The sequence below is a fragment of the Pseudanabaena sp. CCNP1317 genome (genome assembly GCF_034931345.1).
GTDB classification, from domain to species: Bacteria; Cyanobacteriota; Cyanobacteriia; order Pseudanabaenales; family Pseudanabaenaceae; genus Pseudanabaena; species Pseudanabaena galeata.
In genome coordinates this window covers 1-22,899 of the sequence record NZ_JAYGIF010000063.1, presented here as the reverse complement: position 1 = coordinate 22,899, position 22,899 = coordinate 1, and the positions used below count along the sequence as shown (strand labels likewise).

The window sequence follows — 22,899 nt, the reverse complement described above, 5'->3', positions numbered from 1 at the left end:
TCTGGCTTTTCAAGAACTTTAGCTCTTGTTTCTTTGGTTGCTGGTGCAAGATCTGAAATTAATGCCAAAATTTTCTTGATTTGATCATAAACCTCCATATTGTAGTCGAAGATACGGAATTTACAAGAGGTTGTATAGTATTAAATTGTATAGATCGTTCTATTTACCTAAGTAATCAAAAGACATAAAGCATTTAAAACTATGACTACAACTGCATCCGTAATCACTCCTTTACGTCCTGTCAGCAAAGATGGGCTAGTGGCACTAGCGGCTAAAGCACAAGCTAACCCCAATGTCATCGGTACATTGAAAGTAAAGACTGTCTGTGAAGGGCAATTTCGCAACCTGAACTATGTTCGTAATTTGCCTGAGCATGTCATTGATGAGCCGCCAACTCTACTCGGAGAAGATACTGCTCCTAACCCCTCCGAAGCTTTGCTTGCTTGTCTGGGTTCTTGTTTGTCCGTAGGCATTCATGCTAATGCGATCATGCGTGGAATTACGCTTTCCAAATTAGAATTACATCTCGAAGGCGATATTAATATCACAGGTGTTTGGGGTATTGGAGATCTATCTAAGAAGCGTTTAGGTATTAGTGCTGTGAGGGTGAAAGTGGATATCGAGTCCGATGCAACTAAGGAAGAACTTGCTGAACTTCTAGAACATGCAAATTACTGGTCCCCAGTCGCAAATACTTTCCGTAATCCTGTGGATATGGAAGTTTCTCTAGCATAAAATGAAAGATATGCTGCGCCTAGCGCAGCATATCTTTGTTCAATCAAAAAACACACAAAGTTTAAGAAAAGGGAAGAAGCAATGCAGGTTAGTGACACCATAATCAATCAACCTCAAGAAAAACTGCTCACTGACGCAGCATTAATGCAGAGTTTAAAAGACGCGATCGCTCAAAAATTAGCACCTGATGTTACTAACATTGATCTAAAAGGGATTTATCCAGAAGAATTTTTGCGTGATATTGGTAGTCTGGGCGCTTATGGTCAGGGCGTTAGTACGGAATATGGTGGCACGGGACGGGGTGTATTACCTGCATTAAAGGCGATCGAAATGGTTTCGGAAACTTGCCTTAGTACAGGATTTATGGCTTGGTGTCACAATGCTTGCTCTTGGTATCTGCAAAATACTGACAATTCTTTTCTAAGAGAACAAATCCTACCGCAAGTTGCAACGGGCAAACTTTTGTCAGGAACGGGTTTGTCTAATCCAATGAAACATTTTGCGGGTATTGAGAAGATCAAAATCATTGCTAAGCCTTGTGAAGGTGGTTATATTCTCAATGGCACATTACCTTGGGTTTCTAATATTGGTGACAAGCATTTATTTGGGATATCTGCTCAAATAGAAGGAACTGATGACTATCTGATGGCGATCGCACAGGGTGGAATGCAAGGACTAGAATTAAAGCAAGACGTTCATTTTATTGCTCTTGAAGGAACAAATACCTTTAGATGTCTGTTTCGCAATGCTTTTATCAGTCATGATTGGGTGTTAGCGGCTCCATGCGATCGCTATGTGGAATATATCAAAGCAGGATTTATCTTAATGCAGGTGGGGATGGGCTTAGGCTTAACTCAAAATTGTATTGATTTAATGCGAAGGATTGATAAAACTAAGCAACATGTTAATCAATACCTCGATGATCGACCCGATGAAATGGAAGATGAACTCGAAACTTTGCGCTTGAAATCCTATCGTTTAGCCGAAGCGATCGGGCATGGTCGAGAAATCGTTAGCAAGGAAATTTTGCGGGAAGTAATTGAATCGAGAGCAACTGCTTCAGAGTTATCACTTAGAGCTTCGCAATCATTAATGCTCCATGCAGGTGCGATCGGTTATGTGCATGGGAGTGTGTATGATCGCCGTTTACGCGAATCATATTTCGTTGCCATGGTAACACCTGCGCTCAAACATTTACGCAAAGTATTAGCAAGTATGTCTTAATTAGAAATAGCTAGTTTTTACAAGATTAATATAGCTAAAATTTAAAAGGCTAAATCATGCTCTAAGAAACTAACAAAATTTGATTTTAAAAATCAAATTTTGTTAGTTTCTTCTGAGAAAAAATTATAAATCAGTTGGTATAAATTAAAAAGCCATGAAGCAATCTATGAGTATAAAGGCTTAATTATTTGTAGTTTGTAGGATATGTTAGCGATAGCGTAACGCATCATTTCCAAACAATTGATGCGTTACGCTATCGCTAACATATCCTACTTTTTATCCCAACTACTTATCAATACTATAGTAATTGTCGATTATACAAAGCAGAATTTTTTTGATATGAGAGGCAAGGGGCTTAAGCCCCTTGTTTTTTTTTGCTTTTAGGTTATCACGATTTATTTGGAATTTATATGTAATTTATGTATTTGTAGATTTTATTGATTTTCTAGTATTAAAAATCTAATTTTAAATAGTCAGCGTAAAAAATAATCTCCAAATCACCCTCATACAAATAATGTAATACTTTTCGTATATATCTATACCGATTTAATTACAAACAAGTTGTTAAATTACTAATAATTAAATTTATCTTTAGCTATTCATGGCTAATAGAATTGCGTTCATTTGATTAAGAATTATTCCCGAAAATACAAACAGTAACCAATCATGACATCTCACCTGATAGAACAGATGGTCGCTTCAGCGATAGGAAATAACTCAATCTCTGCTCAAACTTCTAGTTACTCTGCCGCTCAAATAAATAATAATTTATGGTCTACCTGCCCATGTGGTGGTGATCATAATATTGATCAGCATCAGTCTGTGATGGAAGGAATGCCGACAGATCCTGTGGAATTAGTGAATGACCTGATGCGGATGGGTCACTACTCCGATCGCGCCCAGTTGATGGCGCAGTCATGGGAAACTAACGCGATGAAAGCAGACCTGTGGCAACTATTGGAACAGGGTTCATTATCCCATGCTTCTGAGAGTCAAAAGCGGATTTGCTATGACCTGATCAAGATGGCTGGCGGTGTGGAGGAAGCCTTTAGTGCAGCCTTTGGTCCTCAAGCACAGGAGTTCTTTACCGATACATTGCAATCTAGCACCTTCCGTCGGCGCGAATTTCTCATTAAAGTAGCCGCTGCCGCCGCCGTGGTAACGCTTACAGGATGTCCTTCTTCTCCTCCTCCTGAGACTCCATCTAGAGCCACTACCAATACCCCAAATACCCCACCTGCGGGAGTGGAGAAACCTAATTTAAAAGTTGGTTTCTTACCGATTACCTGCGCCACTCCGATTATCATGTCGGAACCATTGGGATTTTATACTAAGTATGGTCTGAAGGTTGAACTAGTGAAGATGCCTAGCTGGGCTGCCATTCGTGATTCCGCGATCGCAGGTGAGTTAGATGCCTATCACATGCTTTCACCTATGCCGATTTCCATGTCTTTAGGACTTGGTTCCACAGCCTTTCCCGTAAAGCTTGCCAGTATTGAGAATGTAAATGGTCAAGCGATCTCAGTTGCCAATCAGCACTTGGGCAAAGTCAAAGAAGCCAAAGACTTTAAAGGATTTAGTATTGGTGTTCCCTTTGCCTTCTCAATGCACAACTTGTTGTTGCGCTATTACTTAGCGGCTGGTGGACTCGATCCTGATAAAGATGTGCAGATTCAAGTAATTCCACCACCTGATGCGATCGCGAAGATGACGGCGGGACAGCTTGATGCATTCTTATTACCTGATAACGTCGTCCAACGTTCTGTCTTTAACAAGATTGGCTTTATCCATTTACTCACCAAAGATATTTGGGCTGGACATCCCTGCTGTGCTTTTGCGGCTAGCCAAAAATGGATTGATACCAATCCGAATACCTACCGCGCAATTAATAAAGCGATTATTGATGGTGCTGGCTATGCCAATGATCCTAAACATCGTGAAGAAATTGCTAAGGCGATCGCAGGAAAGAACTATCTCAATCAACCTGAGCCAGTCTTAAAAGCAGTGTTAACTGGCAAGTTTGAGGATGGTCAGGGCAATACTTTAGATGTTCCCGATCGCATTGGTTTCGATCCCTATCCTTGGAAGAGCTTCGCCAAGTGGATTTCTTCGCAGTTTGTGCGTTGGGACTTAATGCCCAAAGATAAGGCTGATTACAACACTATCGCTGAGCAAATCTATCAGACCGATCTGGCGCGTGAGTTAGCAAAAGAGTTGGGTCAAACTCCGCCTACGGAAACAGAGCGAACTGAAAAGTTGAAGTATGACTCCTTCGATCCTGCTAAGCCTGAAGCCTATATCGAAGAACAGATTAAGCAGTTCAAGATCTAGAACCTATTTTAAGAATTGCCAAAAGATCCCCCCCAGCCCCCCTTATAAAGGGGGGAGAATTTAAATTCTTCCCCCTTTATAAGGGGGATTGAGGGGGATCTCTTGGCAATGTTGAACGCAGAAGATAATTCTTAGATGGTTTCTTAGATTTCTTAGCTAGCACTACCGAAACATCAAGTACTAATCTAAATGAGAGAAAACTATGGACTATTCCCCTTCGATGCCCAAATCTCGACCACGCTCAAATCCGATCATGGCAATAATTCAGAGCGTATTGCCTAATCAAGATCTGCAAGCATTTGTTTTATTCCTATTGATCCTTAGCTCGATATTGATCTTTTGGGAAGTCGGTTCAGTTAACGGTTGGTTTTCTCCTCTGATGCCATCTGCATCACAAACCTTAAGTGACTTCTGGGGATGGATTTCTGATCCTTTCTATGTAAAGGGAACGAACGATCGCGGCATTGGTTGGCACTTGATTACCAGCTTACGTCGGGTTGCGATTGGTTTTACTGTGGGTGCAGCGATCGCGATTCCTTCAGGAGTTCTGATTGGACTATTTCCCGTGGTTTCCAAGGCTGTCGATCCATTTATTCAAATCCTCAAACCAGTTTCACCTCTAGCTTGGTTGCCCATTGGTTTGGGACTAATTAAGGATTCCGAAAGTACTGCCATTTTTGTAATCGCGATTACCAGTCTCTGGCCGACTCTGATTAATACCAAATTCGGTGTAAGTAATGTTGACCCGACCTATATCGATGTGACCCGTACCCTTGGAGCTTCACCTTGGCGCACAATTACGAAGGTGATTTTACCTGCTGCGGCTCCTAGTATTGTGTCAGGAATGCGAATTAGCGCAGGGATTGCGTGGCTAGTAATCGTGGCTGCGGAAATTCTGATTGGTGGTACGGGCGTGGGTTACTTCGTTTGGAATGAATGGAATAACTTGAGTATTACTAGCATCATTACGGCGATTTTGATGATTGGCGCGATCGGTTTAATCATCGATCGCCTATTTGGACTGCTACAACATTGGGTTTCATTTGGGAGAGAAGTATGATTGGTTCTTCTATGGAAAAAATAACTACAAATGTAGCAACTCAGCAGACACAGATTTCTGTCTGTGATGTTTCAATGGTTTATCGAGGTCGAAGTGGCTTGATCAATAAGCTCACTCACCGTACTTCTAAGGATTATGTAGCTTTAGCAAATATTAATTTTGACATTGCGCCCAATACCTTTGTCTCGATTATTGGCCCCTCTGGCTGTGGTAAATCCACACTTCTCAATCTGATTGCAGGTTTAACTAGTCCCTCTAGTGGTGCGATTTTAATCGATGGTGAAGAAGTTCATGCCCCCGGTCCTGATCGCGGTGTCGTATTTCAGAACTATGCACTGATGCCTTGGTTGACGGTTGCGGAGAACTTACACTTTGCGATCGAGACTGTCTATCCTACAATGTCTCTCGCCGATCGCAAAAGTCGTGTCTATGAATATATCGAACTAGTTGGCTTAAGAGGAGCCGAAAAAAAGCATCCCCATGAGCTATCTGGTGGAATGAAACAAAGGGTGGGCATTGCTCGCGCCCTTGCGATCGATCCTCAAATTTTATTGATGGATGAACCCTTTGGAGCACTTGATGCGCTCACTCGTGGCTTCCTCCAAGATGAAGTAGCCCGTATTTGGGAACAGAAACGTAAAACTGTGGTGATGATTACCCATAGTATTGAGGAAGCTTTGCTACTCTCTGATAAAATCGTGATGATGAAGCGAGGACCCGCCGCAGGGATTGATGAAATCCTTGATGTGCCTTTCCCTCGTCCGCGATCGCGTGAAAATCTCGACCAACAATCGGGATATCATGATCTCAAAGCGGAAATGGAAGAGCATCTCATGCGTGAAACCCGTGCTGTTGAAGCCGCAAGAATATAGGAAAATGTAAAAAATTTTGCAGTGCAAAATTTTTTACATTCCCAATACAAAATATCTAGAAATACCAAAAACATTATGACAGTTGAATTTCCATCTTTTACTCAAACTCTATTAGCCGCCAAAAAAGCCAAAGGCTTGAGCTTTGTTGACCTCGAAAAGCTATTAGGTCAAGATGAAGTTTGGATTGCTTCGCTTTTTTATGGTCAAAATAGCGCCAGTGTGGAACAAGCCACAAAAATTGCTGAAGCATTAGGACTAGGGGAAGATATTATTACGGCTCTAAGTTCCTACCCTAGCAAAGGGTTAGGACCAGTAGTACCCACCGATCCATTGATTTATCGCTTCTATGAAATCATGCAGGTCTATGGCTATCCCATGAAGGAAATCATCCATGAGAAATTTGGTGATGGCATCATGAGTGCGATCGATTTCACCCTCGATATCGACAAAGTGGAAGATCCAAAAGGCGATCGCGTCAAAGTCACGATGAACGGCAAGTTCCTACCCTATAAAAAGTGGTAACATAACCTTCTCTCAACAAATATAGCGATTTTCATTTTTGCCTAGGGCAAAAATGAAAACCGCTACCCCTCAAAAGTTTCAACGCTATGCCTAATATGAAAATCAGTTAGTTTATGGCAAATCTCAAACGTACACGCGAAGATATTCTCACCTCAGCGATCGATCTTGTGCATCGTCAGGGTTTGCAATCGACTGGATTAAAAGAGTTATTTGCCGCTACTCAAGCTTCATCGGGCAGTTTCTATAACTACTTTCAATCAAAGGATGAATTTGCCCATGCGCTGATTGATTTCCAGTGGCACAAAATCAGAGAAAATGCCTTTCTATCAGCTTCTCAAGTTACCGATGATCCGATTCAACGACTCATACTGACAATTGATAAAATTGAAGCAAAACATATCTCTGAAATTAACTGTGCAGGATGTTTGTTAGGGAACTTAATTGTTGATTTAGCCGAATATAACGAGACATTTCGGAAGCATCTCCAACAGGTTTTTGATGAATGGCAAGCCTTGTTTGCTCAAATGTTACGGGATGGGAAAGAGCAATTAAGCGATCGCATTGATCCAGATTTACTAGCTGAGCAAATTCTGACCATGCTAGAAGGGGTGCTATTAATTGCCAGACTTTACGATCAGCCCGAGCGTCTCAAACGAGGATTTGCAAGCATTCGGCAACTGATTAAGGATGCGCTAATTTGAGGATTTCCTGTATAAGTAGCTAGACGTAAATCCAAAAAACAGTGACGCACACGCAGCGTGCGTCACATGTCTTACTCTCAAATCGTTTGAGATATCTCAACATTACTTTGATGGAATAGTCTCGATTACAGGTGTATTTGCCTCAACAGGTGGGATAGATGGAGTTCTAGGAATTACTGACGGGGTTTCAACTGGTGCTGGGGAAACTGGTGGATTAACTATGGGGGCATTCTGTAAAGATTCTTGAGGAACAGTATTGGGAGAGTTATTTGGAATAGTCACAGGTTTAATCAGTTCAGGCGAAGCGATCGGATCTCCGACAAATTCAGGGTTAGGAGCTTTTGGCGGCTGAGATGTCTCAGTGGCTGCATCTTGTACAGAGTCTACAGGATTATTGATTGGAGCAGTATTACTGGAATTATTGGGCTTATTTTCCTGCTGTTCAGATCGTCTCTGCTCGGCTTGCTCTTGTTCCACCCTTCTTTGCTCCTGATTTCTCCTTGCATAATCTGAGTTTTCAATTTGAAAATTGATTTTGGCAGGGATTGAGGCTTTGCCACTTTGGGAAGGATCAAATTTCCAGTTCCTAGCAGCTTGTTTTGCGGCTTCATCTAGTTCAGGATGACCACTAGAGTTAACTATACGAACATTAATAACATTGCCATTGGCATCAACATCAACAGCAACCTTGGCTTCACCTTCTAGACCACGCTCTTTGGCATTAACTGGATATTCGGGCTTTGCACAGCTTTGACAACGAATTCTTTGCTTGCCAGATGAGTTATGAGTGGGGTTTGCAGGGTTAGGAGCAGCATTAGTTGTGTTAGTCGTATTAGTTGTGTTAGTGGAGTTGGGATTTCCTGTTGGTAAACCAAAGGGAGTGCCGATTTTGCCTAAAGTATTTCTAGAAGCACTTCCATCAGTGCGATCGCCTGTTTTACCTAGCCCTGTTCCTGTGTTTTTTTTGCTATTGCCATTGGGAGTCAAGCTGCCCAAACCTTTGCCTGTAAATAAATTTTGCATATTAGGTGCAACTTTGATCGGACTAGAATTAGCGCTAGACAAGACCTTGCTCGGATCGGTGACAATATCTTTTGCTGCTTCAGCAAGATTTTTGCTGTCTAACGATTGATCGATATCTGTAGATGCAAGATTACCTACATTTTGCGAAGATTGACTAGGATGATCAAGATTAGCAACAGGTGCATAGGCGATCGCTTCCTGCAAGCTATCAGCAAACTCTGGCGATATCTCCTGCTCAGGTTGCTGTTCAGGCTCTACTGTTTCCTTAATTTCTTCAATAATTTGCAACTCTAATAATTCTTCTGTTTGATCAATGGATGAATTGCCAACTAGTCCGCCAAACTGTGTGAGTGCGGATAATGTGGCGACGTGAAAAGCAACGGAACAAGGGATACTTACTGCTAAGAAGATCTTAAGTGCTTTCCATTCGCGATCGCGCTGTTGATTTGCAAAATTATTGGCAGAATTATTGTCAGAGCAGTTAGACATTTCTGGCTTTTCTTTGTTGACATTCATAATGAAAAACTAGTGATGCTTGTAATGTAGGGTTTTGCTTAGAGACCGTCAAGTTTGACAGACTGTCAAACTTTCTTTGCGTCAAAAAAAGCGATATGGTGATTAATGCCCAAAAAAGTCATCACACTTTTGGGAGTTGGTATAGCTTCAATGCTTTACATTGCAATAAAACCCAAGGTTTACAACTGAGCGCACTTTTATTAGTCTTAACGTATGGATATTGGAAAAATTTTTGTTGCGGGGGGGATTGTCATGTATCCTCTAAGCGCCTTTTCGATTGTAGCAGCAGCACTTGCATCTGAACGCATCAAATTTTGGTGGTCGATTAAACATAAGCAAAAACGTTTGGTGAGAGATGTTCTGAATATTTATATAAGCGATCGTCAAACGGCTCTAGTCAGACTAAGAAATAATTTGCACTTTCCGATCGCTCGTATTTTTTTAGCAGCAATGGAACTAGAGTATCCCAATCCCGAAGAGTTTCGGCTGGCTCTAGAAAGTGAAGCGCAGGCAGAAGTACCAATTCTCAAACGCTTTAATACTGCCTTTGAAACAATTATTAGTCTTGCACCCCTGCTAGGATTACTAGGTACAGTGCTGGGATTAATTACTTCCTTTGCTTCACTGTCTTTGGGGGACGTTGGCGGTAGTCGTACCACCAACGTTACAGCAGGAATTAGTGAAGCTTTAGTTTCCACCGCAGCAGGACTAGTAGTTGCAATTTTTACATTGTTTTTTGCTAACACATTTCGCGGATTTTATCAGCAGGAAATTGCACTCATTCAAGAATATGGTGGTCAGTTGGAACTACTCTATCGCCGTTATTATTACGAGCCAGAACATCGTTTACAAAAAGAAGATTATGCGACTCCCTGAAGAACCTGAAGTTCCTTTTCAAATTAATATTATTCCGATGATCGATGTGGTGTTTGCAATTTTGACTTTTTTCATTACCGCAACCCTCGTTCTCAATCGCACTGAAGGCTTACCTGTCAGCCTACCTCAAGCTTCAACTACCAAAACTCAAACTCAGAATAAGGTAGTTGTAACCTTAGACGCTCAAGGTAACCTCTTTCTAAATCGTCAACCGATCGCTTTGGAGCAATTAGAAGTGCAGGTGCGATCGCTAATGAGTAAAGAGAAACAAAACATCGTGGTGATTAATGCCGATGAAAATGTTTCTCACGGCAAAGCGATCGCCGTCATGGATCGCATTCGGAATATTGAGGGCGTAAAAATGGCGATCGCTGCTAAGAAATAGCTGTATTGAGTCAATATGTAGCAAACGCTATGCAAAATACACTTGTTTGACAATCTGTCTTTTGACATTTCTATTGCCAATATCAAACAATAGGATTTTTAATTTGCTGCTCTCTAGGATTTTTGAGCCTAGTAGCTAAACTTGTGAGGAATTGAGATCGCTATGAAATCTATAAAGTTGCTATTTTTAGCACCCAGCTTTGCTATGTCTGTTTTTAGTCTTGCAGAACTGGCAAAAGCAGACCAAACCTTAGAGACAGAGAACCATAATATTTTGACCGTTGGCGAATTGCGATCGCAGGCTTCCCAACAAAGTGCTAGTTTATTGCAACCAAACTTAAACTCTAGTGCTATTACAAAACCCGAAACTGTTGCTCAAAATGAACCTGATAGTGATGAAATTGAAATTGAAGTAACAGGTAAGAAATCACCTTTTATCCCCACCTCCGCCCCCGCCTATATCATTCCTAAAGAAGAGATTCAAAAGCAAAATCCTAGCACTGCGGCGGAACTATTGCGAAGCTTACCAGGGTTTGCGATCAATGACTATGGCTTTGGTGCAGATATTCATACAGGGACTTTTTTGCGTGGTTTTTCCATTAACCAATCCACATTTCAAATCAATGGGCGTTCCTTTGGCAGTAATGTCAGCACCTATCACGGCGGAACCGATCTCAATAGTATTCCCGTTGATGCGATCGAGCGCGTGGAATTAACGGGCGGCACTAGCGCCACCCTCTACGGTTCCGAAGCCTTTGGCGGTGTCATTAATCTGGTCACCCAAAAAGCACCACAACCACTCAAAGCAACAGCCAACATCGAACTAGGCTCCTACGGCTATCAACGCTATCGGATTGGTTATGGGGGAACCTTAGATGGGGTCAACTTCCGATTCGGTTATGAGCGCTTCTCAACGGACAATAATTATCCTGTACCGATTGGGGCAGCTAATCGCAATCCTGCTGATGGCAGACTCTTCAACGGCGACTCACGCATTGATAACTTTTATGGCAGTGTCGAAGCTCCCATTGATGCCCGTAATTCCTTTAGTATCGATGCTTATAAGTCTGCAAGTCGGCGCGGATTGCTTTACTTTGGGTTCCCACTCCAACGCGATCGCCTCGATCATGATTTGTTAAATATTGGCGCAACTTTAACTAGTAAATTGGGCGAAGGTGATGATTCCATCTTAAAAACCACGATCGCCTTCAATCAAGACTTTTTCAATACCTACGGTCCAGCAGGTGCAACAGCTTTTTTTCGTAGCGGCGCTTTGGACTCAAGGGCTTTAAGTGGTCGTGTCGAGCATCAATGGCAACTTACCGCAAATAACAAACTCACATGGGGATTTGACGTTAAAACTGACTCCATCCGTGGCGATGTACTTAGCTCCCTGCCTGCTCTTGTGGGATTTAATGGCACTGTCAATCGCGATCGCTCCCTTGTCGCCCTCTTTGCTCTAAACGCATGGAAAATTACCGATGATTTCCAATTGGAACTAGGATTACGCCAGAATTTCACCAGTGACTATGGCAGCTATCTCAATCCCACGTTCGGCACAAGATGGAACATCACGCCCGAACTCGCTTTCCGCAATAGCTTTGCCGTACTTCAGCGCAATCCAGGGTTAGATCAGCTTTTTGTGTTCGATACAGTCCACAACTGGCAGGCAAATCCCAATCTCATACCTGAGCGCGGCGTTGCCTATACTGCTGGCTTTGATTTGAGTGTAACGGATGCAGTGGTGGCTCAGTTAACCTATTTTGGGAGCAGTTTAAGCGATCGCATTGGCATCATCGCAGGACGATGGGAGAATGTAGGACAGGTAAACACCAACGGAGTTGAGGCTGGAATTAAATGGAAAATTTCTCCAGAGTTCTCATCATTTGTCAACTACACCTACACCGATGCCAAGATTACTAGCAGTAGAACCACCTCTGAGGTGGGATTACAACTAGCGACAGTGCCCTACTCTGTTGGGAAGCTAGGAGTTAGCTATGACTCTAATGGTTGGCAGGCAAATCTATTTTTCAACTATTACAGTGGCTCTAGACGGGCTATTTTTGCTCAAGGCACAGCAGGACAGAGAGCTACTGACTTTTCGCCAGCCTATCTGAGCCTAGATTTTAGTGCTAAGGTTCCATTGTATAAAAATGTAGCCTTGACTGTGAATCTAGAAAATCTGACTGACAATAGCTATGAAAAGACTAACCGCATTTATCAACCAGGCTTAACCTATAGGATTGGTTTGCAAGCTAGTTTCTAATAGAACGCTAGCACTATAGCAATGTAAGTTTTAGGATCTAGATGAGTGGCGGCGCTTCGTGCCGCCACTCATCTTTTTGGGTTTAGCTCCTAGGCAAAACTTACGTTGCTATTGCAATTTGTTGATGGAGTTAAGCAAAAGTATTTACTGGCATGGGTTAATTACCTCATCAATTTTTAGAAACAAGCAAAGCAAAATCTTGCTAATCGATGCGCTGAAGCAATCGAGCGCTATGCGCTCGATTGCTTAAATTCTAGGAGCTATGTCCAAACCGAATTGCGTATACGTCTTGTTCTTTGTCAGTGTAAATTTCGACATCGGACTTGGGGTGTGATACGCATAGAAGAATATAGCCCTTAGCGTCTAGCTCTTCACCCATACCACCGATACCCATGCCTTGGCTTTGATCGACTTGTCCCTTCACAATTTGAGCAGCACAGGTGGTGCAGACACCCGCATAGCAAGAGCATGGTAAATCCACACCCGCAGCGATCGCGGCATCAAGAATGGCTTGGTCTTCGGGGACAGATACAGTAAAGGTTTGTCCGTGATGATGAAGTGTGGCTGTAAAAGTCTGAGTCATTTTTTATAGGTTTTAGTGCGTAAAGAGAATGATACGATGTTCAATTGGCTTAATTTTATCTCCTCCTATGCAACCCCGCCACATCGCCCGCGAACTCGCACTGTTTAGTATCAATCAATTACCTAGCCAACCCCAAAAGCTAGAAACAAAAACCTTAGATGACATTGTGACAGCAGTTGTGCGATCGCTGCACGATGAAACCAAAGAATTATTACAAACCGCCAGCGCTGAGTTACAACGAGGTCAAGAGCGTGTATCCGCTAGCGAAACCCGTACTGGCGATATTCGACAAGATATCCAAGCCGTTGAAGGCATGGTACGTGAAGCGATCGAGCTAACTAAAAACGCAATTAACAATATTGGCGCAGCTTTAGAATTTCCTGTAACCCTAGTATTGTCACAACGCTCCGAAGTGCGTAACTATACGATTGATATTCTGAAAACTGTAAATAGTAAGCGATCTCAAATTGATGAAACTATCAGTAGCGCTTTAGTTAACTGGCAAATTGATCGCCTTGCTCAGGTAGACAAAGACATTTTGCGGATTGCGACTGCGGAAATGATGTTTATGAGCGTGGCTAGTAAAGTGGCGATCGATGAGGCGATCGAACTTGCTAAGCGCTACAGTAGTGAGGATGGTTATCGGTTTATTAATGGTGTTTTGCGTCGCATTGACGATCAACTGAAAGCATCTCGTAAAAGTTCGTAAGAAGCTTGATCGCAATCCCAAAACATGGTGGCAGCACTTAGCGCTGTTACTCTATGTATACCAAAACAGAAAATGGCGTAGCCATTTTCTGTTTTGAAAATCCTTGCTGGGGTTGGCTTTTAATTCACAAAAGTGTTGGCACACTTTTGTGAATTAGTATTACAGCAATTGCTGAGTAAACGAGCCATAAAAACCTTGAAAGCTTGATTTATAGCAATCCTAAATGATTTGTAAGATTTAGAGGGTTGTGAGAGTGCGCCCCAAAGGGGCGCACTCTCACAACCCATTTAGGATTGCTATAGGATAGATCAAAACCCAAAACCCAAGTAGCGGCGCAAAGCGCCGCTACTTGGGTTTTGGGTTTTATGTCCAAAGTAAACCTTTGATTGCTGTAGCAAGTATTTCAAGGTCTTTTATGGATTGGGGTTAAGCGCAAATCACTTTAATTGGTCAGTTGCCTAGAGGCAGCTAACTCTCGTTCTAGAAGATTCACTCGCTCTAGCAATTGCTGATTAGAGGCTAGTAACTCTTGAGTTCTTGAAGACAAATAGGGGTCAGACTCCCACCAGTTAATACCTATTTCCTTCGCTTTATCAACAGAAGCAACTAGCAAACGAATTCTGATACTCAGTAACTCAACACTGCCCACGGACACCGTAATATCACCAGCAATGACAATCCCCTTATCTAATACTCTTTCCAGAATATCCGCAAGGGAAGAGCCAGTTGTGCTAGTTTTGATTGCTTGAGGTTTCAGCGCTTGAGACATTAAGGTATTTGATCCAATAATTTAGCGAGTCCGAGTTCTGATGCAGGCTTACCATCACCATAGCGAGAAATTAGGACATCAAAGCAAAGATCTCGAAAGTCCTCATCTTTGCCAGATACAGGAATCTCATGCTCATGACATATTTTACCAATCAGTAAACAAGCTCGTAAGCTTGAAGCTTTACTACATTCCACCTGACGACGAAAGCCACGAATTAAGTTAATTAATTTCAGAGCTTGAGTGCGATCTAGTCCTACTCGATTTACCAAAATTTGCTTTTCGGTTTCCACATCGGCTTCGCCAATGTTAATCGTGATCATCCGATCAAGTAGCGCATCCTGAGTGGGATGTACTCCAGCATATTCTTCAGGATTTGAGGTGAAGATGGCGCGAAACATTGGGTGTACGCGTACATATTCTGATTGAGAACTATCTGGTGGTAAAACAATCAGCTTTTCTTCAAGCGCACTTAGCAGGACATTATTTACTTCTGGGCGCGATCGGTTGAACTCATCGTAAATTAACGTAAAGCCTTCTTTAGCCGCCAAGGTGAGACGTGAATCTGTCCAACTTTGGCGCAGGTCATCTTCAACTTTTAAAACTGAGTGGATATAGTTATCGACAACTTTTTTGCGGGTATAGCCTGAGTTAGAGCCAATCAGTTGTGACGATCGCAGATCCTCATCACCATAGATCAGCACCATCGGTCTACCAACTAAACCCGCAAGATGCATTGCCAATGTCGTTTTACCAGTACCAGCAGGGCCACGCAAATGGATTGCAAAGCCAGATTGTAAATAGCGCAGCGCCCTACGGACTATTTGCTTGGTGAAGTCAGTACTAATAAACTGACGGGCATTAGCATGGAGAACAGTGGTCATGTTGAGGAACCTTCTGCCATTTGCAGCAGGGTATTAAGAATATCCGAAGGATCAACTTTCAGAGTGTTAGCTCCTTGAGCTAGTAAGTCTCTGACCGTATCACGGTCATTGACAACTTCCAGCAAACTAGAGCTTGTCGATAGTTGGGCAACGTAGTCAACTACAAATTGCTCGATCTTACCAGCAGGTTTAGGGGTTTCTTTGACTTCAATGGGTTTGGCGATCGCAGGTTCAGGCGCTGAAGCAACGACACTTTCAGATATAGGATTTTTCTTTTTGGGTTTGGAACTAGAACTTTCTAAGGCATCAGGAGACCTTGTGGTGTCTTCCTGACTAGGATTGGCAACAGGTGGGTTCACGACAGTAGCGCGATCGCCTGACCAAACTGAATTGGTGAGATTAGAACGAAAAGCCTTTAATTTTAGAGATTGGGCTTCGGCTTCAGCAAGGCGACTAGACTCAATTTGCGCTAATGACACTTTGACATTAGTTGCGCGATCGCTAAATTCTTGCGCTCTTTGCTGTGCATCGACAGTTGCATTATCAAGACGGGTTTTAGTCAGATCTTCTAGTTGCATTTTCGTTAAAGCAGCGCGATCTTGAACTAGTTGTTGGCGTTGCGCTAGGCTAGCTTGACCATCACGAATCCGTGCTTTACGAATATGTTTTAGTTGCGATTTTGTTTTAAAAGTACGAGTTCTGACCTCTTGAGCGCGTTGCTCATTATCTTCTACGGCTTGCTCAGTACGAGTAGTATTGAGAGTCTCCAAGTATTCCGATACTTGAGCCGCCCGATCTTGAATCTCTTCCCTACGAGATTCTAAGGCATTTTCAGCGATCGCCTGTCTACCTTGTTCCCACGCAAGGCGAGTTTGCTCAGCATGAGCTAAATACTTTTCAGTCGCTTCGGCTTGGGCTTGCAAATCCCTTTCTCTCTGTTCCCTTGCTAGTTGCTGTTCAGCCAAAAAATCTGCTCTATCTTGTAACCGTCTCTGTCTTGCTTCTGCAAATTCTTGCATCAAAGAAGCCATAACGTTAACCTCAAATTCATTCTTTCAAATCAAAATAAATCAAACTTTTCAAAACGCCCCAAGTTTCATTGAATGAGTCCCCCTTCCCACCGTATAACTACCCTGCCAAAAATCTATTGCTTTGTCAGCAAGAAACTGACAAGATAGTTTTTAGTGTGAAGGGGGTAGGTAAAGAAGTCGGTAGGCTAATAATCTATTGTTTAGTGACTTACTGCTAGCTTTTGGCTAGAGTAGGCTTTACTAAGCAGCAGGTACTGCCGCCGATGCTGTCAAACCAACAGCTTCAGCATACTTGAGGTATGTTTCTACTGAGGCAATAACAACACGAGCTTCAATTGATAACAGTTCGATTCCCACCAAAGAGACTCTCACCCATGCATCAATGACGATGCCCTTATCCAAAATACGATCGATAACTTCCGCTAGACTAGAGGAAGAGTTGACTTTCTCGACTGCCATAGTAATGTTCTCCTTGAGTTAACTATGTTAGGCATATAAATTCTGCCTTTGCAAACTGTACTATACAACAGCAAAATTACTTATACTTATTTTGTATTAATTATTTTGCATATGCTTATCTTTTGTCTATAAAGATAACATCTCTAATTCTATAAGGTATTGTGAATATTGATGATAAACTTTCTTTAAGAGGATGCAGCCAAAACAGAAATATTTTTCTGACGATTACCAACGCTGAGCGATCGCTAAAAGCTAGGGCTAACTAAAAATAATTAATACATTTAGTTAATGCATTGAACTAATTTGTGTGCAAGAAATTCTAACTATTTAAAACTGGTCATATTTTAAAAATTACTTTAAACTTAAGAGTGAAAACCCACTAATTATCGATTAACCCATGAATAGCGATTCCAATACTTCATCTAATTCCAGCTCAAGCACTACTAATAGAAGTGAAGCACTCAATCAAGTCTCTACTGTCAACAATCAAAAAGAGCAAGATAGTTTTGTGAAGCTTGCAATGAAGAATATGGTCAAGAAAGGTAGTACATCTCTATTTCATTTTTCGCTGACAGTCTTTGGGGTGATTGGAGCTTTACTAGGATTGGCAATCATTTTTCACTAGAAATTTTTGATGTTGTCTGCTTAATCAAACTAGTCGATGAAAGTCCTACTTTAGAAAAGTAAGTAGCAAGACATTAAGAATATCGAAACTAGAAAATTGTAAAAGCAAATAAATTCTTTTGCATTCTTGTCTTTGATAGTTTTTAGTTAAAGATGTCTATTCATAAACCAATTTGTTTCTTTGATTATGTTTACTCTAAACAACAAAAAGTTAATTGATTTTAATTTATGTATTTCGTTGACTAGCCGCAATTTTACACAGGGTCTACCTTATTATCGAAAGCAAATTAAATTTACTCTTTAGTACAAAAGATGAAAGTTACTATGCATGATGACTAACTTTTGCGGATAAATTTAATTAGTACTTAAATTGAGAATGTCATAAGTTGCTGATTTTTGTAGTTTTTTGTAGTTTAGCTGATGGGACTGTAGAGCTTTGAGTATTGATTTGTATTGTGAAATCTATCCTGAAGTTGCCGATCGCCATCCGATCACCGTAGAGCAATGGCAGGAATGGTTTGCCACATGGGAAACCTATCTTATTTCTGAACAGGCGATCGCGGCTGGAGAGTATGAGCTATCACTTGCGATTACCGATGATATGACAATTCAAAAGTTAAATTTGCAATATCGTCAACAGGATCGTCCAACCGATGTTTTGTCTTTTGCATCTTTAGAATCCGATATCCCAGAGATTCCCAATGATGACTCTGGTTATATTGAACCAACTTATTTGGGAGATATAATTATTTCTCAACCTACAGCAATTTTTCAGGCGGAGGAACGTGGTCATTCGCTAACCTATGAACTCGCATGGTTAGCAGCCCATGGTTTATTACATTTACTAGGCTGGGATCACCCTGATGATGACAGTTTAGAGGTAATGCTAAAGCAACAAGCCCTGATGTTGCAGCTAATTTCACTCCATGAAATTTAAGTGATCACTTGGGCTAAGGTCGGTGCTCTGCGTTGTCTATATCCTATTGATCCTTAGACAATGTAAAAATTAGTAAACAATTACTTCAGTATTTTTGCCCGTAATTTGATTAAACTAATTTTCTAGCGTTAAAATCTTTGAAGTTTTTGGCAATTGCTGGCAAAGTCTCTTGGGAATAATCTCTATGAACAATGATTTACCGCTATCAAGACTATTTTTGTTTAAATCGCCTTCTTTAACCGAGCAAATGACAAAGACTGATGAACTGGATACATCTGAGCAAAGTGCTGCTCAACGTAGTGATTCTTTTCAAATTGCCACGAATTTACTGCTTAGTTTTCAATATGCTGGTCAGGGTGTGGGATACGCCTTCCGTACTCAGAGAAATTTTCGGATTCATTTGATGATTGGCGCGATCGCCTTATCTCTGAGTCTTTATTTTCGCCTATCCGCCATAGCCTGTTCGATTATTAGTTTGACGATTTCCTTAGTTTTAGTACTGGAGTTGCTAAATACAGCTTTGGAGGCTGTAGTCGATTTGACGGTGGGGCGTGAATTTCATCAGTTAGCCAAAATTGCTAAGGATTGTGCGGCTGGTGCGGTGCTAATTGCGGCGATCGCTGCTTTAATTATTGCTAGTGTATTATTATTGCCAAATATTTTTATCGCAATTTCCCCAACCTGAAACAACATTTTTCTTCTCTTTATAGTTTCTGGCAGTCAGTGGCAAGGCTTGTTCGCTTAATTTCATGATCCTTAAATTTGCCAATGCTGCTATCAATCTCTAGCTTTTTTATTCGGCGACCTGTATTTGCCACAGTTTGCTCTGTTGTGATTACACTCTTGGGCGCAGCTTGCATATTTATTTTACCTGTAGCCCAATATCCCGAAATTACACCGCCCAAGGTGACCGTTACCGCTAACTATATCGGTGCGAATGCAGAAGTTGTCGAGTCTACAGTTACGAATATTCTTGAAAGAGAATTAAACGGAATCGAAGGAGTCCGCTATATTACTTCCACTAGTTCCAATAATGGGACTAGTTCTGTTGATTTGGTCTTCGATCTTGGAAAAGATAAAGATATTGCTGCTGTTGATGTACAGAATCGTGTCTCTACGGTGGAGTCTCAGTTACCAGGACCAGTACAGCAAACTGGCGTAAGAGTTAGTAAAGAATCTTCGGGATTTCTATTTGCGATCGGTGTGTATGCTGAGAAAGGAGAATACGACGATCTCTATTTGAGTAACTATGCCGATCTTTATATTGTTGATGCAATTAAAAAGGTCAAAGGTGTTGGCAACGTTATCATCTTTGGTGAACGTAAATATGCCATGCGTGTTTGGCTAGATCCCAATCGCCTGTCGGCAAGGGGACTAACTGCCCAAGATGTGGTATCGGCAATTCAGCAGCAAAACTTACAGGTGGGAGTTGGGCAAATTGGACAGCAGCCCAATTTACCTGATCAGCAGTATCAACTTTCGATTTCGGCAAATGGAAGATTAGAAAATACGGAAGAGTTTGCGGAAATTGTAATTAGAACTGCTAGTGATGGCTCACCAATTAAGCTGCGAGATGTCGGACGAGTGGAATTGGGAGCAGAAAACTATGGCTCTTCACTACGATTTAATGGAACTAGAGGTATTGGCTTAGGCGTATCGCAGTTGCCTGATGCTAATGCCTTAGATGTAGCAAAAGCAGTCAAGAAAGTTTTACAAGAATTGAAGCCTAGCTTTCCCCCGGGGCTAAATTATGAGATTGCTTTTGATACAACTACATTCATTGAGGCGGGGACAGAAGAAGTAATTATTTCACTTCTGATTGCGATCGCCTTAGTGATCCTAATTATCTTTTTGTTTCTGCAAAATTGGCGTTCAACATTAATTCCTGCTGTTGCTATTCCTGTTTCTTTAATCGGTACATTTATATTCATCAAACTCCTCAATTTTAATATCAATACCCTGACTCTTTTTGGTTTAACCCTTGCCACAGGGTTGGTAGTTGATGACGCGATCGTCGTGGTTGAAGATATTACGCGACGCATTCAAGAAAAAGGAGAGAATCCCGTCCAAGCGGCGATCGAATCAATGCATGAATTGCAAGGCGCAATTATTGCTAGTTCCTTAGTACTAATTGCTGTATTTGTACCCGTTGCTTTTTTTCCAGGAACGACTGGGCAATTGTATAAACAATTTGCGCTGACGATCGCCTTTTCGATTACAGTTTCCACTTTTAATGCACTGACGCTTTCTCCGACTTTGGCGGCTTTGTTGTTGAGGGAAGGACAAGAGCATAGTAATTGGTTTTTTGATCGGGTGAATTGGGTGATTGATGGAACTCGCGATCGCTACAAATGGTCTATAGCCAAATTAGCTAATATCAAAGGAATCGTGATGATTCTGTTCGCGATCTCCCTTTTTATGACCTATTGGGTCTATACAAACGTTCCTAGAGGTTTTTTGCCACAGGAAGATCAGGGCTATTTTATTACCATCGTTCAGGCTCCTGAAGGCGTATCCCTCAATTACACCGAAAAAGTACTAGAGAATATTGAAGGAATCATGCGCCGTAAAGATGAAAAGGGAGAATCTGCTTATCCTGAGATTGAAAACATCTTTGCCGTGGGAGGATTTAGCTTTAGCGGTAATACACCCAATAATGGGATTGTATTTGCCACGCTAAAGCCTTGGAAAGAGCGATCGCGATCGGCTGACAGTATCATTGGGGGTATGGTTCCCCAACCCTTTGGACTACTGCCCGAATTACTTTCCATTCAAGAAGCTTTTGTAATTCCCTTTCCGCCACCAGCAATTCAAGGTTTAAGCAACTATGGTGGTTTCGAGTTTCAGTTGCAAGATAAGGCAAACCAAGGATTCCCAGAAATTGAGCAAACGATGGGTGCTTTATTGGGTAGTGCGAGTATCTATCCAAATAAGTTTACAGATCCCCCAAATAGCCCAAAACTTCCGCCCATGTTGGCAGGATTACGTCCCAATTTCAATGGCAATACGCCTCAATTAACCGTAGATGTCGATCGCATTAAGGCAAATGCTTTACAAGTCTCTTTACAAGATATCTACAGCACTCTACAAACTTTACTTGGTTCGCAATATGTCAATGACTTTAATACCTTTGGTCGAACCTATCGCGTCTATGTCCAAGCTGATGCTAAGTTCCGTTCTAATCCTGACGATATCAATAAACTCTATGTGCGATCGCAAACAGGACAGATTATTCCCCTTAGTAATTTGGTAACAGTCACCCAAACTGTTGGACCTTCGATCATCAATCACTATAATCTGTTTCGCTCCGTCCAAATTACTGGCAATACCGCCCCTGGGGTCAGTTCTGGACAAGCGATCGATATTATGGGTAAGATTGCTAATGAAGTTCTACCTAAGAGTTTTGGCTATGAATGGTCAGGATTATCCCTTGAAGAAATTGGTTCTGGTAGTAGCGCCTTCTTTATTTTTGGCTTAGGGGTTGTATTTGTATTCCTAGTTCTTGCAGCTCAATACGAAAATTACATCGATCCGACCATCATTATGCTCACTGTACCGCTTGCGGTTTTAGGAGCGCTCTTAGCAGTGATGTTTCGCGGACTATTCAATCCTAATTTTGCCAATGATGTGTATACCCAAATCGGTTTGGTGATGCTGATTGGTATGGCAAGTAAAAACGCGATTTTGATCGTGGAATTTGCTAATCAATTACAAGAGCAGGGATTGAGTATTACCAAAGCTGCGATCGAAGCTTCGCAGCAACGGTTGCGCCCAATTCTGATGACTGCTTTCTCCACAATTATCGGTATATTCCCGCTTGTAATTGCTACAGGAGCAGGGGCTGCTGCACGGCAATCAATCGGTACTGCGGTTATGGGTGGTATGTGCGTGGCAACCTTGTTAAGTTTGTTTATCGTTCCCATCCTTTATATCGTGGTCAAGAAAATTGAGGAGCGGATGAAGATAGGCTTGCATCGCCCTAAGCATGGTGAACTAGCGATCGCCGCAGAATTTTATGAAGGTGGTTTGCATGGCGACCCTTTAAACGGTAATCATTCGGCTGAAGACTACCAAGAAGATAATAGTCCGAAGCCTTAGTGATCACTGATGTTACGTGAATAGAATTCCTACGATCATCTAAGTCTAGGGCTGGCACAGGGGCACAGCCCCTTGTATCTAGGAAGAAAAGTAAAGGATAAAATCTTTACTAAGATCCAACAAGCAAAGGCAGAGATAAACTCGAGCAGCCCCTAGGGACAGCAAGCCCGAAATGTAGATAGAGTCGTCTCTGCTTCAACAGTGGCAACAGTAAAGACTGGACAGTATCAGAGGTCGCCTAATGGGTAAACCTGCATTCACAAGGATAGTTTAATACCACTGATTGCTTGATGGATAA

General features: G+C 41.9%; 21 protein-coding genes. 15 read left to right on the top strand and 6 right to left on the bottom strand.

Annotation, left to right across the window (positions count from 1 at the left end):
* The first annotated feature begins 201 nt into the window (after positions 1 to 201).
* The 7 genes from VB775_RS13970 to VB775_RS13940 all read left to right on the top strand — a co-directional run bounded on the left by VB775_RS13970 (position 202) and on the right by VB775_RS13940 (position 7,445).
* Complete coding sequence (locus VB775_RS13970) at positions 202 to 735, top strand: OsmC family protein (protein ID WP_281008639.1); 534 nt, start codon at positions 202 to 204, stop codon at positions 733 to 735.
* A gap of 81 nt (positions 736 to 816) precedes the next feature.
* Positions 817 to 1,959, top strand: coding sequence for an acyl-CoA dehydrogenase family protein (locus VB775_RS13965; protein WP_281008640.1), 1,143 nt, complete (start codon positions 817 to 819; stop codon positions 1,957 to 1,959).
* Between the two features lie 666 nt (positions 1,960 to 2,625).
* Positions 2,626 to 4,290 carry a CmpA/NrtA family ABC transporter substrate-binding protein gene (locus VB775_RS13960; RefSeq protein WP_281008641.1) on the top strand — a complete coding sequence of 555 codons (1,665 nt, stop codon included), beginning with the start codon at positions 2,626 to 2,628 and terminating at the stop codon, positions 4,288 to 4,290.
* 253 nt (positions 4,291 to 4,543) lie between these two features.
* Complete coding sequence (locus tag VB775_RS13955; protein WP_407072974.1) at positions 4,544 to 5,350, top strand: ABC transporter permease; 807 nt, start codon at positions 4,544 to 4,546, stop codon at positions 5,348 to 5,350.
* Positions 5,347 to 6,222 (top strand): ABC transporter ATP-binding protein, encoded by an 876-nt coding sequence (locus tag VB775_RS13950; protein WP_281008643.1) that lies wholly within the window; start codon positions 5,347 to 5,349, stop codon positions 6,220 to 6,222. The genes VB775_RS13955 and VB775_RS13950 overlap by 4 nt, the downstream gene beginning before the upstream one ends.
* Before the next feature lie 75 nt (positions 6,223 to 6,297).
* The gene (cynS, locus tag VB775_RS13945; RefSeq protein ID WP_281008644.1) at positions 6,298 to 6,744 is read left to right on the top strand and encodes a cyanase; all 447 of its coding nucleotides are present in this window, start codon (positions 6,298 to 6,300) and stop codon (positions 6,742 to 6,744) included.
* Between the two features lie 113 nt (positions 6,745 to 6,857).
* Positions 6,858 to 7,445, top strand: a complete 588-nt coding sequence (locus VB775_RS13940; protein ID WP_281008645.1) for a TetR/AcrR family transcriptional regulator — start codon at positions 6,858 to 6,860, stop codon at positions 7,443 to 7,445.
* A 102-nt stretch (positions 7,446 to 7,547) separates the two neighbouring features.
* Here the strand turns inward: VB775_RS13940 and VB775_RS13935 are convergent, their stop codons facing one another.
* Complete coding sequence (locus tag VB775_RS13935; protein ID WP_281008646.1) at positions 7,548 to 8,984, bottom strand: energy transducer TonB; 1,437 nt, start codon at positions 8,982 to 8,984, stop codon at positions 7,548 to 7,550.
* Between the two features lie 213 nt (positions 8,985 to 9,197).
* Between VB775_RS13935 and VB775_RS13930 the strand changes: the two genes are divergently transcribed.
* The 3 genes from VB775_RS13930 (at position 9,198) to VB775_RS13920 (ending at position 12,510) form a co-directional block, all read left to right on the top strand.
* On the top strand, positions 9,198 to 9,860 hold the full coding sequence (locus VB775_RS13930) for a MotA/TolQ/ExbB proton channel family protein (protein WP_281008647.1): 663 nt from the start codon (positions 9,198 to 9,200) through the stop codon (positions 9,858 to 9,860).
* The gene (locus VB775_RS13925) at positions 9,847 to 10,245 is read left to right on the top strand and encodes an ExbD/TolR family protein (RefSeq protein WP_281008648.1); all 399 of its coding nucleotides are present in this window, start codon (positions 9,847 to 9,849) and stop codon (positions 10,243 to 10,245) included. Before VB775_RS13930 ends, VB775_RS13925 begins: the two co-directional genes overlap by 14 nt.
* Before the next feature lie 162 nt (positions 10,246 to 10,407).
* A complete protein-coding gene (locus VB775_RS13920; protein WP_281008649.1) occupies positions 10,408 to 12,510 on the top strand; it encodes a TonB-dependent receptor plug domain-containing protein in 2,103 nt (700 codons plus the stop codon).
* Positions 12,511 to 12,763: 253 nt separating this feature from the next.
* Here VB775_RS13920 and VB775_RS13915 read toward each other — a convergent pair whose 3' ends face one another.
* Entirely contained in the window at positions 12,764 to 13,093 is a 330-nt protein-coding gene (locus tag VB775_RS13915; RefSeq protein ID WP_281008650.1) for a 2Fe-2S iron-sulfur cluster-binding protein, read from the bottom strand.
* 67 nt (positions 13,094 to 13,160) lie between these two features.
* On the opposite strand from VB775_RS13915, the gene nusB reads away from it, so the two are divergent.
* Positions 13,161 to 13,802: a transcription antitermination factor NusB gene (nusB, locus tag VB775_RS13910; protein WP_281008651.1), complete on the top strand. Its 642-nt coding sequence runs from the start codon at positions 13,161 to 13,163 to the stop codon at positions 13,800 to 13,802.
* Positions 13,803 to 14,244: 442 nt separating this feature from the next.
* Here nusB and VB775_RS13905 read toward each other — a convergent pair whose 3' ends face one another.
* The 4 genes from VB775_RS13905 to gvpA all read right to left on the bottom strand — a co-directional run bounded on the left by VB775_RS13905 (position 14,245) and on the right by gvpA (position 16,942).
* On the bottom strand, positions 14,245 to 14,571 hold the full coding sequence (locus VB775_RS13905; protein ID WP_281008652.1) for a gas vesicle protein: 327 nt from the start codon (positions 14,569 to 14,571) through the stop codon (positions 14,245 to 14,247).
* Positions 14,571 to 15,452 carry a gas vesicle protein GvpN gene (gene gvpN, locus VB775_RS13900; protein WP_281008653.1) on the bottom strand — a complete coding sequence of 294 codons (882 nt, stop codon included), beginning with the start codon at positions 15,450 to 15,452 and terminating at the stop codon, positions 14,571 to 14,573. The genes VB775_RS13905 and gvpN overlap by 1 nt, the downstream gene beginning before the upstream one ends.
* On the bottom strand, positions 15,449 to 16,483 hold the full coding sequence (locus VB775_RS13895) for a hypothetical protein (protein WP_281008654.1): 1,035 nt from the start codon (positions 16,481 to 16,483) through the stop codon (positions 15,449 to 15,451). Before VB775_RS13895 ends, gvpN begins: the two co-directional genes overlap by 4 nt.
* Before the next feature lie 240 nt (positions 16,484 to 16,723).
* On the bottom strand, positions 16,724 to 16,942 hold the full coding sequence (gene gvpA / locus VB775_RS13890) for a gas vesicle structural protein GvpA (protein ID WP_009626980.1): 219 nt from the start codon (positions 16,940 to 16,942) through the stop codon (positions 16,724 to 16,726).
* A 397-nt stretch (positions 16,943 to 17,339) separates the two neighbouring features.
* Between gvpA and VB775_RS13885 the strand changes: the two genes are divergently transcribed.
* The 4 genes from VB775_RS13885 to VB775_RS13870 all read left to right on the top strand — a co-directional run bounded on the left by VB775_RS13885 (position 17,340) and on the right by VB775_RS13870 (position 22,601).
* Positions 17,340 to 17,567 (top strand): DUF3285 domain-containing protein, encoded by a 228-nt coding sequence (locus tag VB775_RS13885; protein ID WP_281008655.1) that lies wholly within the window; start codon positions 17,340 to 17,342, stop codon positions 17,565 to 17,567.
* A gap of 435 nt (positions 17,568 to 18,002) precedes the next feature.
* A complete protein-coding gene (ybeY, locus tag VB775_RS13880) occupies positions 18,003 to 18,503 on the top strand; it encodes an rRNA maturation RNase YbeY (protein ID WP_281008656.1) in 501 nt (166 codons plus the stop codon).
* A gap of 184 nt (positions 18,504 to 18,687) precedes the next feature.
* Positions 18,688 to 19,188 carry a diacylglycerol kinase family protein gene (locus tag VB775_RS13875; protein WP_281008657.1) on the top strand — a complete coding sequence of 167 codons (501 nt, stop codon included), beginning with the start codon at positions 18,688 to 18,690 and terminating at the stop codon, positions 19,186 to 19,188.
* Between the two features lie 83 nt (positions 19,189 to 19,271).
* Entirely contained in the window at positions 19,272 to 22,601 is a 3,330-nt protein-coding gene (locus VB775_RS13870) for an efflux RND transporter permease subunit (RefSeq protein ID WP_281008658.1), read from the top strand.
* Positions 22,602 to 22,899: the final 298 nt, after the last annotated feature.